This is a genomic window from Tenacibaculum sp. HL-MS23 (assembly GCF_032463465.1).
GTDB lineage: Bacteria > Bacteroidota > Bacteroidia > Flavobacteriales > Flavobacteriaceae > Polaribacter > Polaribacter bernardetii.
Genome location: NZ_CP135989.1, coordinates 392,446 through 407,721 on the forward strand (window position 1 = coordinate 392,446; position 15,276 = coordinate 407,721).

A 15,276-nucleotide genomic window follows, 5' to 3' on the forward strand; every position below is an offset into this window, starting at 1 on the left:
ATAAAAACAATATAGTATAATGAGAGACACACAAACAATAACATTTTTAGAAGATACTTTTGAAAGTCATCCAAACTGTTTTAATGGATGGAGTGAAGATTATGCACAAACAATTATAAGAAAAGCTTTAAAAGAACTTAATTGTGAAAACGAAGAAGTTATTTTTACAAAATATGCTTGTAGAGCTATTGACGAAGATAATTGGAGAACTGAAGTATGCTATATAGAAACAGAACAACCAGGGTTTTTTTATATCATGAGAGATATGGTTGATCATATTAATGTAGTTTATAATAGGTGGGACTAATACTGTAATGATAGTATAAATAAAAAAGCAACCAAATTTGGTTGCTTTTTTTATTATGGTATATTTAAATATTTATGGGTTTGTAAAGAAACACGCCATTTTGGGTTTTTCATTACATAATCTACAATTAAAGGAGTCATTTGTTCTTTTTTACTCCATTCTGGTTGTAAAAAGAGTTGACATTTTTTGCCAACTTTTTCAGCTTGTTCTTCAGCAAATTGAAAATCATTTTTATTGTGAATGATCATTTTCAATTCATCAGCTTCTTTGTAGCACTCTTTTGTGGGTAATTTTGTTTTTTTAGGAGATAAGCAAAACCAGTCCCAAACTCCAGAAAAAGCATAGGCACCAGAAGTTTCAATATGTGTTTTCATCCCTTTGTCCTGAAGTTGTTTGGTAATATAATCTAAACTCCACATTAATGGCTCTCCTCCAGTAATTACTACTGTTTTAGCCCATTTTTGGGCATTGGTAACAATCAGATCTGTTTTTGTTGGTGGGTGCAAATTAGCATCCCAACTTTCTTTCACGTCACACCAATGGCAACCAACATCACAACCACCTATTCTAATAAAATAAGCAGCAGTACCTGTATGAGACCCTTCACCTTGTATTGTATAAAATTCTTCCATTAACGGAAGCATTTCACCTTTATCTATTAACTCTTGTACTTCTTTTTTCAACATAAGGATGCAAAGATAGTCAACATTAAAATTTTATGGATGATTTTTGTTACTTTTACGTGTTTTATCAATAAAAAGAACCAAATCAACATGAGTAAATCCGAAGCGTTTTTTAAATATATAACTGAAGGCTATAAAAGCAAAGGAGATTTTATCACTTTAGGCGCTGGTATGTTGGGTGAAGAAACCATAACGAATGCATTGGTAAATATTCCGTTAAAAACCTTAAATCGCCATGGTTTAATTGCAGGAGCCACAGGTACAGGTAAAACAAAAACATTACAAGTGTTAGCAGAAAACATGTCTGACAAAGGAATTCCGGTATTGTTAATGGATGTAAAAGGTGATTTAAGTGGATTGGCTCAACCGAGTCCTGGTCATGCGAAAATAGACGAGCGTCATGAGAAAATTGGTATTCCTTTTAACGCTACGAAGTTCCCGATAGAAATTTTATCAATATCAGAACAAAACGGAGTGCGTTTACGAGCAACGGTATCTGAATTTGGCCCGGTTTTATTATCGCGTATTTTAGATTTAACAGATACGCAATCGGGAATTGTAGCAATTATATTTAAATATTGTGATGATAATAAATTACCATTATTAGATTTAAAAGATTTTAAGAAAATTCTTCAATTTGTAACGAATGAAGGAAAAGAAGAAATTCAGGCTGAATATGGCCGAATTTCTACCGCAAGTACCGGTGCTATTCTTAGAAAGATTATAGAAATTGAGCAACAAGGTGGTGATTTGTTTTTTGGAGAAAAATCATTTGAAGTAGATGATCTAACACGCATTGATGAAAATGGTCGTGGGTTAATATCAGTTTTAAGATTAACAGATATTCAAGATAAACCTAAATTGTTTTCAACGTTTATGATGCAGTTATTAGCAGAAGTATATGAATCGTTTCCTGAACAAGGAGATAGTGACAGACCTGAATTAATTATATTTATTGATGAAGCGCATTTGGTTTTTGAAGAAGCATCAAAAGCATTGTTAAATCAAATAGAAAGTATTGTAAAATTAATTAGATCGAAAGGAATAGGTTTGTACTTTGTAACGCAAAATCCTAAAGATGTGCCAGAAGATGTTTTGGCGCAATTGGGAATGAAAATTCAGCATGCTTTACGAGCTTTTACGGCAAAAGACAGAAAGGCTATTAAGTTAGCAGCAGAAAACTATCCAGATTCTGATTATTATGACACCAAAAAAGTATTAACACAATTAGGAATAGGAGAGGCGTTAGTATCTGTTTTAAATGAAAAAGGAATTCCGACTCCGTTAGCACGAACTATGCTGCGTGCTCCTATGAGCAGAATGGATGTGCTTACAGATAAAGAAATTAAGCAGGTATTAGACAATTCGAGATTGATACCTAAGTATAATGATACTGTTGATAGAGAAAGTGCTTACGAGTTGTTAAATGAGAAGATTGAAAAAATAAATAAGGAGAAAACAGCAGAAGTGCTTAAAGAAGAAAGAGCAAAAACAAGCAGAAGATCTTCAGCGACAAGAAGTAGGAGCACACGACAAAACCCGATTGTAAAAGTACTAACCAGTGCTACATTTATTCGCAGTGTTTTCGGAATATTAAAAAAAGTATTAAAATAAAACAAATAGCATATAAAACCGTTTTTAATAATAACAAACCAAATAAATAAATGAAAAACTTAATTAAACCCCTAGTAATCGCATTAATTTCAGTTGTATTTATACAATGTGGAAACAATAAATACGATGTTTCTAAAGGGAAAGTAGGTGAATTAACCACAAAAACAACAATGCAGGAAATAGAAGGGATTTTTAAAAACGATTCTGTAGTAAAAATATTAAGCGAAGGAGCTAAGGGAAATAATTTTTATCAAGAAGATGATAAATATGAAATCTTCGAAAAAGGAGGTAAGCATTTGTTAACGATTATACCAAATGAACAATTAGATTCTTTATCAACTATAAAAAGTATCGAAATTTATGATAATCGTTTTAAAACCAAAACGGGTTTAAATATTGGCTCTTCATTTCAAGAAATTAACGCTAATAATACGATAAGTAAAGTTGAATCATCATTTTTGTCAGCTACCTTATTTATAGACGATTTAAATGCAACAATAGCATTAGATAAAGAAGACTTAGGCTTAAAAGACTTTAGCACGCAAAAAGTAAGTATAGAGCAAATTCCTGATTTAGCTAAAATAAAATCATTAACCATTTGGTTTAACTAAAACATAAAAAAAGTCGAAACAATTGTTTCGGCTTTTTAATTTTTATATGATGAATAAAAAATATACAATTCAAAGAAAACCGTTTGTAGTACCTACTACAGATGGAAAGTTAATAGAAGAGCATTTTGGAAATGCGACAGATAAAAATAAAAAAGTAAGTATAGCTCATATGGTTGCACCAGTAGGTTGGAGTGAGCCTTTTCAAACACCAGAATTTGAGGAATATACTTATATTATAAAAGGTAAAAAACAATTTATCATTAACGATGAAATAATTGTTTTAGAAGCAGGAGAGTCGATTAAAATAGAAAAAGGAGTACGAGTTCAATATTCAAACCCATTTAACGAATCATGTGAGTATTTAGCCGTTTGTATGCCTGCTTTTTCTATCGATTTGGTGAATAGAGAAGAGGAATAGTATAATTTAAAGGAGATTTTTTACGTTCAATTTATTTGATAATAAAAGTACTTCTTAAATCAAAAAAAACATCAAATTGAATTTGTTTCAATTTGATGTTTTTTTATATGCACTATTTAAAAATATTAAAGCGTAAGTATTGTTAATACAATTCCTAAAAGAATTGCAGTAAATTTTTTAAAATTGAATTTGTGATTTTCTGAACTTTCAAAAAGTATAATTGTTGAAATATGAAGAAAAACACCAATAATTAAAGCCGTTATTTCTGTGTGATATTCAATGAAAAAAGGCACTTTATCTGAAACTAATACGCCTAAAGGACTCATTAAAGCGAAAAGACTTAAAAATAAAACAATTGTTTTTTTGCTATAGTTTGTCTGTAAAAAGAAAGTTGTTAAAACAATGGCAATAGGAATTTTATGTACAATAATTGCCCAAAGCAAATTGTCGCCAGCATGATGTATTGGCAATCCTTCAGAAAAAGCATGAATACATAAACTCACAAAAAGTAACCAAGGAAACTTAGATGAATCAGAATGTACATGAATATGACCATGTTCGGCACCTTTAGAAAACGATTCTAAAACCGATTGTATAATAATTCCGATTAAAATTAAGATTCCGATTTTCTTAGCATTGCTTGTATGTGTATAAACTTCAGGAAGTAGGTGTAATATAGTAACCGACAGTAAATAAGCACCACTAAAGGCTAACAAAAGTCTAACTAATTGATTGTTTGGTTTTAAAAATAAAACAAGTAAAGATCCTAATAAAACAGCAATTATTAATAATATGTAACTCATTCTCCAATTAATATTAATCTATCAGAAGTATTTTTATCAAATTCATTTAAGCTATAATCACCAAAAACATGTTTTATGTTTAAACCTGCTTTTTTAAAATAGGTTTCCATCTTATCTAAGGTTAAAAACTTTACCTGCTCTGTATATGAATGTTGTTGGTCATCGGCAATAAAAGAAATGTGTTTTAAGATAAAACCATCTTTAATTTCTCTTTTAATATGAAATTCAATACCATCAATTGTTTTAACTTCTTTAGCAACTAAAGAATCTTTAACTTTTTCGACGTTTAAAAAATCTAAAACAAATACACCATTTTCTTTTAAGCCGTTTTTGATGCTTTTTAAAATAGCAATATCTTCATTGTCATCCTCAAAATAACCAAAACTTGTAAATAAGTTAAAAATAGCATCGTATTTGTGTTCTATAGGATCACGCATGTCCCAAACTTCAAAATTAAGCGACTCGTTTTCAAATTTTTTAGCATAGGCAATACTATTACCACTTAAATCACCACCAGTTACTTTATAGCCTAAAGAATTTAAGTATACTGAGTGTCGTCCTTTACCGCAAGGTAAATCAGCAATATGACTCGTTTTAGGTAATTTTAAAAAAGATGTAATGTTTCGCATAAAAAACTGCGCATCGGCATCATTTCTATGTTTATATAATGTGTGATAGTAAGAAGTATCGAACCAAGAAGTAAACCAGTCTGTTGTTTTCATAATTATAAGGTCTGCAAAAGTACACAAATCTTACGTTTTTTAGATTGAAACAAGAAAAGATTCACATCAACCCAAAATAAGCTGTACTTTTGCAGTGAAATTTTACAATTACATGGAAAAAGATTTTAAAATGACTGCTGTTACAATGGCAGGTTTAGAAGGAGTTTTAGCAGATGAACTAAGAAAGCTTGGTGGTCAGGATGTTAAGGAAGGAATACGTAATGTTACTTTTAAAGGCGATACAGGTTTTATGTACAAAGCAAATATAGCTTTGCGTACGGCTATTCGTATTTTAAAACCGATTAAAAAGAGTAAAATTTTTGATGAAGAAGATTTATACGAGGCAATTCAGCGTGTAAAATGGGATAAATATATTGATGTTGACGGAACTTTTGCTATTGGAGCAGTAGTAAATTCGAAGAATTTTACAACAAACTCACATTATATTAGTTTAAAATCGAAGGATGCAATTGCTGATTATTTTATGAGCAAGTACAAAAAGCGTCCGAATGTAGATTTAAAGCACCCGGATGTTAAAATTCACATTCATATTCATAATGAATGGTTAACAATTTCTTTAGATTCATCAGGAGATTCACTACACAAAAGAGGGTACAGAAGTGCTACCAACATTGCACCAATTAACGAAGTGTTAGCGGCTGGTTTGGTATTGTTATCTGGTTATAAAGGAGAAGAGAATTTTATCGACCCAATGTGTGGTTCAGGTACGATTTTAATTGAAGCAGCTATGGTTGCTAATAATATACCAGCAAACATTAATCGTAAGCATTTTGCTTTTGAAAACTGGAAAGATTACGATGAAGATTTATTTTTTGTAATTCAAGATGCTTTGTTAAAGAAAATTACAAGTTCTCATTTTAAAATAATGGGATTTGATAAAGCTCCGTCTGCAGTTAGCAAGGCGAAGCAAAATATAATAAATGCAAATTTAGACGAGTTTATAGGTATACACCACGTAAACTTTTTTAACTCTAAGAAAGAAGTATTTGGTAAAACAACTATTTTATTTAATCCACCTTATGGTGAACGTTTAAATATTGATGTAGAAGAGTTTTATAGAAAGATAGGAGATACCTTAAAGCATAATTACCACGATTCTACAGCTTGGTTAATTACTTCGGATATGCTTGCTTTAAAACATGTAGGGTTAAGAACATCAAAGAGAATACCGCTTAAAAATGCCGATTTAGATTGTCGTTTTGTAAAGTATGAACTTTATGAAGGAAGTAAAAGAATTAAGAATGATTTCGAATCTGATATCGAGGCATAATAAAAAAATCCGCTGAAAAATTTCAGCGGATTTTTTGTTGTTTAAAAATTAATAATCGTCAAGATCATCCATGACAATTATTAACTTGGTTTTTTGTTTAATAGAACAAAGAATCCATAGTAATTTATAGAAATATGCTAAAGTATCTAGTTTTATATCTTCTTAGTCTAAAGTTATTTTTCTAGTTTATATTTTCCAATATGACCAGATACATCTCCACCAAGGTAAAGATAACCATTGTGTTCTTCGACAGAAGTTGCTTCCGCTACAAATTTTCCAGTTGTATCGTAATATGTTTTTATTATTTCACCATTACTATTTAAGTGCATTAACATTCCATAAGGTATTGTTTTAGGCTGCATAAAAGATGGAAGTCCATAAACGATTTTTTTAATTAATGGTTTCGGATGTATTTTATCTAGTGATTCATCTCTTTTAGTTGAAAAACCAAGCCAAAAACTACCATCTTTACTTCTAGAAATTCCATTAGGAAAGCCGTTTAAATTATCTATAAATATATCAGTAGTTCCTTTTTTTCTCCTTTAAGCCAGTATCTACGTACTCTATATTTTGCTAAATCAACCATTAATACAAACTCATCATTTTGAGAAACAGCAACTCCGTTTCCAAAATATGTCCCATCAATTAACGTCTTTACACGTTTTGTTTTTGGGTCGTAACTATAAAGGCCTCCGTCTGGTCTAACCTCCATTAATAATTTCCAAATATGTTTGTTACTAAAGTTTAATTTTGAGGATGTATTTGTAAAATAAATAACTCCATCACTAGCAATATCAACGTCATTTGGTATTAAGAATTTGTTGCCGTTTTCATCTTCACTTGCCAAAGTTTTAATATTGCCATTTTGGTCTATACTTATTAAACCTCTTTCTAAGTCGCCAGCGATTAGATTTTGATTACTATCAAAATGCATACCTGTAACCCAAGATTCTGAATTCGCAAATACGGTAACTTTTCCAGACGTATCGATTTTTAAAATGCGGCCATCTGTGAAATCTGTTTTAGAAATATGTACTCCGCAATACAAATTTCCTTGATTATCTATTGCAATGTCTTCTGGTCCAAACCAGCCATTTAATTCAATCCGTTTTGTTGTACTTAATAATTCATTTTCTGCCAGTAATCCATCTAGTTTTGAGATTGTTGGTGGTGACCATGCTAAAGGATTAAGTGACCAGGAATTGTATAATACATTAGTAATAAATATAGAGAAGAAGATAAATATTGTAATGATTGATATTTTTACTTTTTTTGATAATTTCATTGTGTTTGTTTTTTTAATTTATAAAAAACAAAGTAACAACAGGTTTTAATATTTATATATTGACATTTGTTATGAAATGAAAATTTCTTTTCTAATCCTACTTAAAGACTCAGGTGCTATACCAAGGAAACTCGCAATTTGGTATTGAGGAACTCTACTTGTAATTTTTTTGTTGTAATTTTTTAAAAAATCTAAATATCTTTTTTTTGCAGATTTAGTCTGCATTGTTAAAGTTCTTTCTAAGGCACAAAGATGATTTTTTTCCGCTAAAATCCTACCGAATTTTTCAAATTTTGAAGATTTTTTATATAACTGAGTCAAGCTATCAAATGATATTTCATAAATTATGCTATCTTCAAGAACTTCTAAAATTTCTGATGAAGTTGTTTGATTTATAAAACTATTAAAAACCGTTATAAATTGATTGTCACAAGCGAAATAAGTAGTAATATCTTTTATATCTAAATTTTTATATGTTCTAAATAATCCCGATTGAATAAAGTATAAAGACTCTGCCGTATTTCCTTCTTCAATTAATATGGCTTTCGCTTTATATTCTTTCCTTTTTAATTGTTTAGAAAATTCACGCCATTCACTTTCTGTTAATTCAATTAATTCTTTTAATATTATACTCAGTTCGTTCATTTTTAATGGAAAATAACTTTAATTATAAGAGTTCTTTTTTATAAATTAAATCAATTATAAACAAATTTATTAGAAATAGAGATACGAATCAAACTAAGTTTAAAAACAAATCAGTAAAAACTCACAATATACATTGTGAGTTTTTACTGATTTGTTAAATAAGGTGAAGAAAAAAGATTATTTATTTTTTAATAAGTATTTACTAAAGCTTAGTCCGTTTATTTTAGTGTATTTAGAATCGATATCATAGGCTACATTCATATTCGTAATATTAAAATCACCAGATACTTTAGCATATTTTATGTTTAGATCTTCTTCGAATTTTACATTTTTAAAAGAAACACCGTTATTAAATTCGGTATATTTAAAAATAGCACTTTCATTAAAAACAGCATTCGCAAAACTTACATGTTTTTTAAAATCGGCATATTTAAAGGTTGCAGGTTCATCAAAGAAAATGTTTTCAAAGGAAATTTCTCTCTCGAATTTTGCATATTTAAAAGTAGAGTCATTATTAAATTTTGTGTTTGAAAAATCTGTATTTCTTTCAAAATCAGAATATTTAAACATGGCTTTTTGTTTAAAAGTACAGTCTTTAAATATTACTTCATCTTCAAAATTAGCGATAAAAGTATAACCACTTTTTTCATCAGGAATGTATGCTAATACATCATCATTAAAAGTACAGTTAACAAAAGATACCTTATTAGTAATTTGTTTTTCTATGGTATTAGAACCTCCGTTATTCCACCAGCTTTTTCTTTTTGGTAATTTAGGCAAAGCCTCATCCATAAAAGTAAAGTCTAACACTCCTTTTATAGTCGCGTTAGAAATAGTTACTGATTTACCATTTTTAACATCTCTAATAATATCCGAAGCATTTACTGTTTTTTGGGCATAAGTAGTTAAGCATAATAAAACGGCAATGAATGTAATTGTATTTTTCATTTTTTTGTTTTTGTGTTATACTTAATAGACAAAGCTTTTTTTTGTTTGTGACACTATTGCAAAGAAAAACAGCATTTAGTTGCCTAAATGCTGTTTTAAATATGTTTTTGAGAAAAGTCTTAGTTGTTTACTGAATCACTTAAACCAGCACCCGCTTTAAACTTTACTACATTTTTAGCAGCAATTTGAATTTCTTTTCCTGTCTGAGGGTTTCTACCAGTTCTAGCAGCTCTTTCAGAAACAGACCAAGTTCCCCATCCAACTAATGCAACTTTGTTACCTGACTTTAAAGACTTAGTAACGTTAGAAGTTAAAGAGTCTAATGCAGCTTTAGCATTAGCTTTAGAAATTCCTGCGTCAGCAGCCATTGCATCGATTAAATCTGATTTGTTCATAATCTTAATAAGTTTTAAAAATTAATTTTTGTTTTTCGCTAAATAGCTCAACAAATATAGTAGGAATGCGGTACCGTGCAAGTTTTGACCCTGAAAAAAGGCTTATTTGTTAATAAGTAGAGTGAAATTGTTAATAACCATGATTACTTTTTACTATAAAATAGCAAAACCTTATAAATAAAGGGTTACAGCGCTTTTGCTTCTTTATCGAATTGAAAACCGTTTAATAAACTCTTAGCATCCATTAATTTTTTACCTGAAATTTTAATTTGATCAACAATAAGAAAACCGTCTTTTACTGCAACCTTTAATTCCTTTTTAGATGTAATAATAGCGCCATATATAAATTTATGTTCAGAAAATTCTTTTGTTACATCATATATTTTAGCAGAAATTTCTTCATCTCCATTCTTTATAGTTGTCCAGGCAGCAGGGTATGGGTTTAACCCGCGAACATGATTGTAAATATCGTTTAAAGATTTAGACCAATCTATTTTACAATTATCTGGATACAGTTTATGAGCAGGTTTTTCTTCTAATTCAGGCTGTTTTCTGGTGTTTACATCTCCGGTAGCAATTAAATCTAATGTTTCAGCAACCAAATCAGCACCTAAATGCATTAATCGGTCGTGTAACTCACCAACAATTTCATCGTCTTTAATAGTTATATCTTTTTGTAAGATAATTTCACCAGTGTCAATTTTATCATCAATAAAAAAAGTAGTAACCCCAGTTTTGGTTTCTCCATTCATAAGTGCCCAATTAATTGGTGCAGCTCCACGGTATTCTGGTAATAAAGAAGCGTGTAAGTTAAAGGTACCGTATTCAGGCATTGCCCAAACAGCTTTTGGTAACATTCTAAAAGCAACCACTATTTGTAAATTAGCGCTCCAATCTTTTAAAGCATCCTGAAATTCTACATTTTTTAAATTTGTTGGTTGAAGAATTGGCAGGTTTTGAGACAGCGCATATTTTTTTACAGCAGATTGATTTAGCTTACGACCTCTACCAGCAGGTTTATCTGCAGCTGTAATTACGCCAACTACATTATAATCATTTTCGATAAGGTGTTGTAAAATGGTCACCGCAAAATCGGGTGTTCCCATAAAAACAATGCGTAAATCTCTCATTTATAAAAAGTATTTATTGTTAGTAACGTTTATTTTTTCTTCGGATAATAGCGTACGCAAAAGTATTAAAATGTTTGCTTCTTTTTCGTTTAGATGTGTACTGATTTCGTAAACTGTTAAGGCTTTATGGTTTTTTAATAAATTAAGAATAGCAAGTGGTTCTATAGTAAAAGTTTGTTTTTTTTGTAAGCAAACATCGCAAATACCGCACTCTTTGCTAGTCGTTTCATTAAAGTAATGTAATAACTGTACACTTCTGCAAACTTCATTGTTTTTAATGAACTCTAGTAAATCATCATTTTTTTGCTTTTTCTGAGCTAAATATAAACTGATGTTTTTAGAAACACGGTTTACGGTTGTATCGTCTTCTCTAGGATACAGAAAAAATAATTCTGAGTTATTGGTTGCTTTGTTGTATTCAAGCATTTCTTTTTCAGCCATTCGTTCTAACTCTTCAATAACGTGCCAAGAAGTAACGCCTACTTTTTTAGCGATATAAAACTCATCAATTTTCACCAGATTTTCAAAAACACCACCATACAAACGCAATAATGTTTGGACAAAGTTTTTTGAAGACGGATTTTTCTGAGAATATAATAAAACTTGTTTGCTTGAAACAGAAAATTGAATGGTAGATTTTTGTTGGAAATTAGAATTCAATTCTATGATTCCGTTACTATTTAATATTTGTAAAGCGTTGTAGGTTTTATTGGGAATTAACTTGTATTTATTGCAAAATTCTAAAAAATTAAAATCGAAAGCAGTTTCGATAATTTCTCCTTTGGCAATTTGAAAGTGTTGATATAACTTTCGATGCACCAATTTTATCTCTTCAATAACAGGTAGCGATTTCTCTAATAAATCTTTACTAAGTTTAATGCCATTATCATTTGTTAAAACAACCGAAAAGGCTTTGTTGCCGTCTCGTCCGCCACGACCGGCTTCTTGAATATAATTCTCTATAGATGCAGGAAGGTTTAAATGAATAACAACCCGAACATTTGGTTTGTCTATTCCCATACCAAAAGCATTTGTAGCAACAATAATTGGTGTTTTTTCGGTCATCCAACTATCAAAAGAAAGTTGTTTTTCTAAACTTGTTAATCCGCCGTGGTAAAAAGTACTTTTAAAACCGTTAGCATTTAAATAAGCACAGATTTCTTTAGTTTTAACTCTAGAGTTTACATAAACAATTGCTGGTGCTTTGGTTTTAGTAAAAATCTGGTGCAGTTTACGGAGTTTATCATCCGTCTTAAAAATTTGATACGCTAGATTTTCTCTGTAAAAAGATTTCTTAAAAACCGTAGGATTTTCTATGCCTAAAGAAACTATAATATCATCTATAACTTTTTTGGTAGCTGTTGCAGTTAAAGCAATAATATTTGTTGTTGGGTGTAGTTCTTTTAAAATAGCAATATGTTGATAAGAAGGGCGAAAATCGTGTCCCCACTCAGAAATACAATGAGCTTCATCAATTGCAATTAAATTTACATCTAATTGCTTTATTTTTTCTTGAATAAAGCGAGATTGTAAACGTTCGGGAGAAACATATAAAAATTTTGTTTTTCCGAAACGGATATTATCAAATAGTGTAATAATATCATCTTGGGAGCTTCCCGAAGGAATTACGGTAGCTTTTATGCCTTTAGCAACAAGACTTTCTACTTGGTCTTGCATTAATGCTATTAATGGCGAAATAACAATACAAACACCATCATTTATTAAAGCGGGAATTTGAAAACAAATAGATTTACCACCACCTGTGGGTAATAAAGTGATGGTATCTTTTTTTCTAATACGGCAGCTATAATTTCTTGCTGAGGAGCTCTAAAAGAACTGTGACCCCAGTAATGTTTTAATATGTTTGTAGATTCTTCATACATCGTTTTATAACGATTGTAAAATAAAATCGCAGCGTTTTTTTATGGTATCAAAAGGAACATCTATAATTTCATATCCTATTTCTTGATATGCTTCTTTTAAATAGGTATCAATCTCTACAGCCTGTTCGTAGGTTTCGTAGCGCTCGTTGTCCGATTTATAAATTTTCTCCCAAGGGGCACACATAAACACTTTTGTATATAAGTATTTATTGCTTTTTTCTTTATAGATAGGCGGATACTCACTTGCTAAATAATTCATATACGCATGTACATCAGGAATTCCTCTGTCGAAAAACACAATATCATTTGGGCATTTTTCAGCTTCTAAATATTGCTGTTCTCTACCTTCTAATAGCATTTGACTAAAAAGTAAAGGCTGTTCTAAAAACAATTGATCTATTCCTTCTTTTTGAGCTTTTAAGGTAACTTCTCTCGAAATTTCTGGCATACAATGATACCCACGTTTTATAAACTCTCTTAAAATTGAAGATTTGCCTGTTCCGGGTCCTCCTATTAAAACTATTTTTTGTTGCATGGTGCAAAAATATAAGTTTCAAATTATAAATGTAATAAATAGTGTAATTTTGTCATTCATTTTTAAGATTATCTTATATACACGATAATTATTATCAGAAAAAGTTTAATAAAGCAATATGTCAGATAGAGAAGCATTTTATATCAAGTTAAAAGGTCAGTTAGAAGATACAACAACATTTCCTAGTAAATATTTATATAAATTTATTGTGCCAACAGATGGAAATCAGGTAGAAGAGGTAAAGAATTTATTTAATAAAGGAGGTGCTGTTATTGAAACAAAAAAATCTAAAACAGGTAAATACAACAGTCTTTCTATTTTTTTAAATGTAAAAAGCGCAGAGGAAGTAATTGCGTATTATAAAAAAGCAGATGTTATAAAGGGGATAATTTCATTATAAAATGAGTAAGTTTTTTTCGTTTTTTTTCGTTTTGGTTATAATTAACAATTCTTTTGCTCAAAAAGACAAAGAATTGTTTAGTATAAATAATTCGCCAGTAATGGTTTCGGAATTTAAACAAGTCTATGAAAAAAACTTAGGAATTATAGTTGATAAAGAATCTAAAAATATAGATAGTTACCTAAAGCTATATATTAATTATAAGCTAAAAGTTAAGGAAGCTTATATTTTAAAATTAGATACTTTAAAAAGTTACAAAAGGGAATTAGAAGTTTATAAAAATCAGTTAATAGCTCCTTATTTACTAGATGAAGCGTTTTTATCAAAACTAATAAAAGACGCGTATTATCGTAAAATAAATGAAGTTAAAGCAAGCCATATATTAATTAAGTTTCCTAAAAATGGTATCAAATTTGATACACTAATGCTTTATAAAAGAATTGAAGAAGTTAGAAATAGGATTTTAAACGGAGATTCTTTTGAGAAAGTAGCAAAAGAAGTTTCAGAAGATCCATCGGTTAAGATTAATGGAGGTGATTTAGGTTATTTTTCTGTATTTTCAATGTTGTACCCGTTTGAGGAAGCGGCTTATAAAACTCCCTTAAATCAAGTTTCTAAGCCTTTTAAAACAAAATACGGCTACCATATTTTAAAAGTTACTGGGAAGAGACTTTCTAAAGGATCGTTTGATGTTGCTCATATTTTGGTCAAAAATTCAAGTAATAGTAAAGAAAAGATAGATTCACTTTATAAAAAACTTAAATTTGGTAGTTCTTTTAATGTGGTTGCTAAAAAATACTCTGAAGACAATGCAACTGCTTTTTTAGGAGGGAATTTACCTAGGTTTGGTACAGGTGATATGGTGTCCGTTTTTGAAAACAAGGTTTTAGAAATTAAAAAATTAGGCGATTATACAAAACCTTTTAAAACCAAATTTGGATGGCATATTGTTAAGCTCATAAAAAATCATCCTCTAGGTTCTTTTGATGAACTAAAAGAGGAGTTAACTAAAAAAGTTAGAAACTCTAGTAGAGCAACTTTATCAAAACAAGTAGTTTTAAGTAGGTTGAAGAAAGAGTACAAAATTAAAGAGTCAGAAAAAGCATTAGCTGTTTTTTTAGTGTCAGAAAATGATGAAATTAATCAAGATAACCTGAACAGTGTTTTATTCACGATTAATAAAAAGAAAATATATCAAAAGTCGTTTTATAATTATCGTAAAAAGAATAAAAGTACACCAATTAAAAGGGGGTACCAAGATTATAAAGATAGCGAGGTATTAACATATTTTAAAAATGATTTATTAAATACAAAACCTGAGTTTAAGCAGGCTTTTTTAGAATACAAAGAAGGATTGCTTTTGTTTGAATTATTACAAGAAAAAATATGGAATACATCTTTAAATGATACTATTGGTTTAAAAGCGTTTTATAAATTAAATAAATCAAAATATAAAAACAAATCATTTACTGAAGTAAGAGGATATGTAATTACTGATTATCAAAAACAGCTAGAAGCAGACTGGGTAAAAGAGCTACGAGAAAAAAATAAAATAGAAATAAAAGAAAAAGAATTACAAAAGTTTAAAAAAATATACAATCAATAA

General features: G+C 29.7%; 18 protein-coding genes. 7 read left to right on the top strand and 11 right to left on the bottom strand.

Annotation, left to right across the window (positions count from 1 at the left end):
• Nucleotides 1–19 precede the first annotated feature (19 nt).
• Complete coding sequence (locus RRF68_RS01730; protein ID WP_218772731.1) at nt 20–307, top strand: hypothetical protein; 288 nt, start codon at nt 20–22, stop codon at nt 305–307.
• Nucleotides 308–360: 53 nt separating this feature from the next.
• On the opposite strand, the gene RRF68_RS01735 is transcribed toward RRF68_RS01730, so the two are convergent.
• Nucleotides 361–993 carry a 7-carboxy-7-deazaguanine synthase QueE gene (locus RRF68_RS01735; RefSeq protein ID WP_218772730.1) on the bottom strand — a complete coding sequence of 211 codons (633 nt, stop codon included), beginning with the start codon at nt 991–993 and terminating at the stop codon, nt 361–363.
• An 87-nt stretch (nt 994–1,080) separates the two neighbouring features.
• Here RRF68_RS01735 and RRF68_RS01740 point away from each other — a divergent pair, with 87 nt between their 5' ends.
• Genes RRF68_RS01740 through RRF68_RS01750 form a run of 3 tightly spaced genes read left to right on the top strand, consistent with a single transcriptional unit; the run spans nt 1,081 to nt 3,633 of the window.
• Entirely contained in the window at nt 1,081–2,604 is a 1,524-nt protein-coding gene (locus RRF68_RS01740) for a helicase HerA-like domain-containing protein (RefSeq protein ID WP_315944786.1), read from the top strand.
• A 50-nt stretch (nt 2,605–2,654) separates the two neighbouring features.
• The gene (locus RRF68_RS01745; protein WP_315944787.1) at nt 2,655–3,215 is read left to right on the top strand and encodes a hypothetical protein; all 561 of its coding nucleotides are present in this window, start codon (nt 2,655–2,657) and stop codon (nt 3,213–3,215) included.
• A 46-nt stretch (nt 3,216–3,261) separates the two neighbouring features.
• Nucleotides 3,262–3,633, top strand: a complete 372-nt coding sequence (locus tag RRF68_RS01750) for a cupin domain-containing protein (protein ID WP_218772727.1) — start codon at nt 3,262–3,264, stop codon at nt 3,631–3,633.
• 125 nt (nt 3,634–3,758) lie between these two features.
• Here the strand turns inward: RRF68_RS01750 and RRF68_RS01755 are convergent, their stop codons facing one another.
• Together RRF68_RS01755 and RRF68_RS01760 are read right to left on the bottom strand one after the other, a co-directional pair.
• On the bottom strand, nt 3,759–4,436 hold the full coding sequence (locus RRF68_RS01755; RefSeq protein ID WP_218772726.1) for a ZIP family metal transporter: 678 nt from the start codon (nt 4,434–4,436) through the stop codon (nt 3,759–3,761).
• The gene (locus RRF68_RS01760) at nt 4,433–5,158 is read right to left on the bottom strand and encodes a class I SAM-dependent methyltransferase (protein ID WP_315944788.1); all 726 of its coding nucleotides are present in this window, start codon (nt 5,156–5,158) and stop codon (nt 4,433–4,435) included. The genes RRF68_RS01755 and RRF68_RS01760 overlap by 4 nt, the downstream gene beginning before the upstream one ends.
• Nucleotides 5,159–5,270: 112 nt before the next feature.
• On the opposite strand from RRF68_RS01760, the gene RRF68_RS01765 reads away from it, so the two are divergent.
• Nucleotides 5,271–6,449: a class I SAM-dependent RNA methyltransferase gene (locus tag RRF68_RS01765; RefSeq protein WP_218772724.1), complete on the top strand. Its 1,179-nt coding sequence runs from the start codon at nt 5,271–5,273 to the stop codon at nt 6,447–6,449.
• A 173-nt stretch (nt 6,450–6,622) separates the two neighbouring features.
• On the opposite strand, the gene RRF68_RS01770 is transcribed toward RRF68_RS01765, so the two are convergent.
• The 8 genes from RRF68_RS01770 to RRF68_RS01805 all read right to left on the bottom strand — a co-directional run bounded on the left by RRF68_RS01770 (nt 6,623) and on the right by RRF68_RS01805 (nt 13,270).
• On the bottom strand, nt 6,623–6,811 hold the full coding sequence (locus tag RRF68_RS01770) for a hypothetical protein (RefSeq protein WP_315944789.1): 189 nt from the start codon (nt 6,809–6,811) through the stop codon (nt 6,623–6,625).
• Nucleotides 6,812–6,957: 146 nt separating this feature from the next.
• A complete protein-coding gene (locus RRF68_RS01775; RefSeq protein WP_315944790.1) occupies nt 6,958–7,734 on the bottom strand; it encodes an SMP-30/gluconolactonase/LRE family protein in 777 nt (258 codons plus the stop codon).
• Nucleotides 7,735–7,803: 69 nt separating this feature from the next.
• On the bottom strand, nt 7,804–8,379 hold the full coding sequence (locus RRF68_RS01780; protein WP_218772722.1) for a Crp/Fnr family transcriptional regulator: 576 nt from the start codon (nt 8,377–8,379) through the stop codon (nt 7,804–7,806).
• Nucleotides 8,380–8,556: 177 nt separating this feature from the next.
• Nucleotides 8,557–9,327: a pentapeptide repeat-containing protein gene (locus RRF68_RS01785; RefSeq protein ID WP_315944791.1), complete on the bottom strand. Its 771-nt coding sequence runs from the start codon at nt 9,325–9,327 to the stop codon at nt 8,557–8,559.
• A gap of 119 nt (nt 9,328–9,446) precedes the next feature.
• Entirely contained in the window at nt 9,447–9,722 is a 276-nt protein-coding gene (locus RRF68_RS01790; RefSeq protein WP_218772720.1) for an HU family DNA-binding protein, read from the bottom strand.
• Between the two features lie 185 nt (nt 9,723–9,907).
• The gene (gene fmt, locus RRF68_RS01795; RefSeq protein WP_315944792.1) at nt 9,908–10,852 is read right to left on the bottom strand and encodes a methionyl-tRNA formyltransferase; all 945 of its coding nucleotides are present in this window, start codon (nt 10,850–10,852) and stop codon (nt 9,908–9,910) included.
• Complete coding sequence (locus RRF68_RS01800) at nt 10,853–12,649, bottom strand: RecQ family ATP-dependent DNA helicase (protein ID WP_315945384.1); 1,797 nt, start codon at nt 12,647–12,649, stop codon at nt 10,853–10,855. It abuts the gene before it with no gap.
• A 90-nt stretch (nt 12,650–12,739) separates the two neighbouring features.
• Nucleotides 12,740–13,270 (bottom strand): AAA family ATPase, encoded by a 531-nt coding sequence (locus RRF68_RS01805; protein ID WP_218772717.1) that lies wholly within the window; start codon nt 13,268–13,270, stop codon nt 12,740–12,742.
• Nucleotides 13,271–13,388: 118 nt separating this feature from the next.
• Between RRF68_RS01805 and RRF68_RS01810 the strand changes: the two genes are divergently transcribed.
• Both RRF68_RS01810 and RRF68_RS01815 read left to right on the top strand, forming a co-directional pair.
• Nucleotides 13,389–13,670, top strand: coding sequence for a DUF493 family protein (locus tag RRF68_RS01810; protein WP_275316599.1), 282 nt, complete (start codon nt 13,389–13,391; stop codon nt 13,668–13,670).
• 1 nt (nt 13,671) lies between these two features.
• Nucleotides 13,672–15,276, top strand: coding sequence for a peptidylprolyl isomerase (locus RRF68_RS01815; protein WP_315944793.1), 1,605 nt, complete (start codon nt 13,672–13,674; stop codon nt 15,274–15,276).

Bases quoted from the DNA above. Each gene is read 5' to 3' on its own strand.
- RRF68_RS01740 (WP_315944786.1), top strand. From the start codon at position 1,081: ATGAGTAAATCCGAAGCGTTTTTTAAATATATAACTGAAGGCTATAAA.
- RRF68_RS01750 (WP_218772727.1), top strand. From the start codon at position 3,262: ATGATGAATAAAAAATATACAATTCAAAGAAAACCGTTTGTAGTACCT.
- RRF68_RS01815 (WP_315944793.1), top strand. From the start codon at position 13,672: ATGAGTAAGTTTTTTTCGTTTTTTTTCGTTTTGGTTATAATTAACAAT.
- RRF68_RS01755 (WP_218772726.1), bottom strand. From the start codon at position 4,436: ATGAGTTACATATTATTAATAATTGCTGTTTTATTAGGATCTTTACTT.
- RRF68_RS01735 (WP_218772730.1), bottom strand. From the start codon at position 993: ATGTTGAAAAAAGAAGTACAAGAGTTAATAGATAAAGGTGAAATGCTT.
- RRF68_RS01805 (WP_218772717.1), bottom strand. From the start codon at position 13,270: ATGCAACAAAAAATAGTTTTAATAGGAGGACCCGGAACAGGCAAATCT.
- RRF68_RS01760 (WP_315944788.1), bottom strand. From the start codon at position 5,158: ATGAAAACAACAGACTGGTTTACTTCTTGGTTCGATACTTCTTACTAT.
- fmt (WP_315944792.1), bottom strand. From the start codon at position 10,852: ATGAGAGATTTACGCATTGTTTTTATGGGAACACCCGATTTTGCGGTG.
- RRF68_RS01765 (WP_218772724.1), top strand. From the start codon at position 5,271: ATGGAAAAAGATTTTAAAATGACTGCTGTTACAATGGCAGGTTTAGAA.
- RRF68_RS01730 (WP_218772731.1), top strand. From the start codon at position 20: ATGAGAGACACACAAACAATAACATTTTTAGAAGATACTTTTGAAAGT.
- RRF68_RS01785 (WP_315944791.1), bottom strand. From the start codon at position 9,327: ATGAAAAATACAATTACATTCATTGCCGTTTTATTATGCTTAACTACT.
- RRF68_RS01790 (WP_218772720.1), bottom strand. From the start codon at position 9,722: ATGAACAAATCAGATTTAATCGATGCAATGGCTGCTGACGCAGGAATT.
- RRF68_RS01775 (WP_315944790.1), bottom strand. From the start codon at position 7,734: ATGAAATTATCAAAAAAAGTAAAAATATCAATCATTACAATATTTATC.
- RRF68_RS01770 (WP_315944789.1), bottom strand. From the start codon at position 6,811: ATGCAGCCTAAAACAATACCTTATGGAATGTTAATGCACTTAAATAGT.
- RRF68_RS01810 (WP_275316599.1), top strand. From the start codon at position 13,389: ATGTCAGATAGAGAAGCATTTTATATCAAGTTAAAAGGTCAGTTAGAA.
- RRF68_RS01745 (WP_315944787.1), top strand. From the start codon at position 2,655: ATGAAAAACTTAATTAAACCCCTAGTAATCGCATTAATTTCAGTTGTA.
- RRF68_RS01780 (WP_218772722.1), bottom strand. From the start codon at position 8,379: ATGAACGAACTGAGTATAATATTAAAAGAATTAATTGAATTAACAGAA.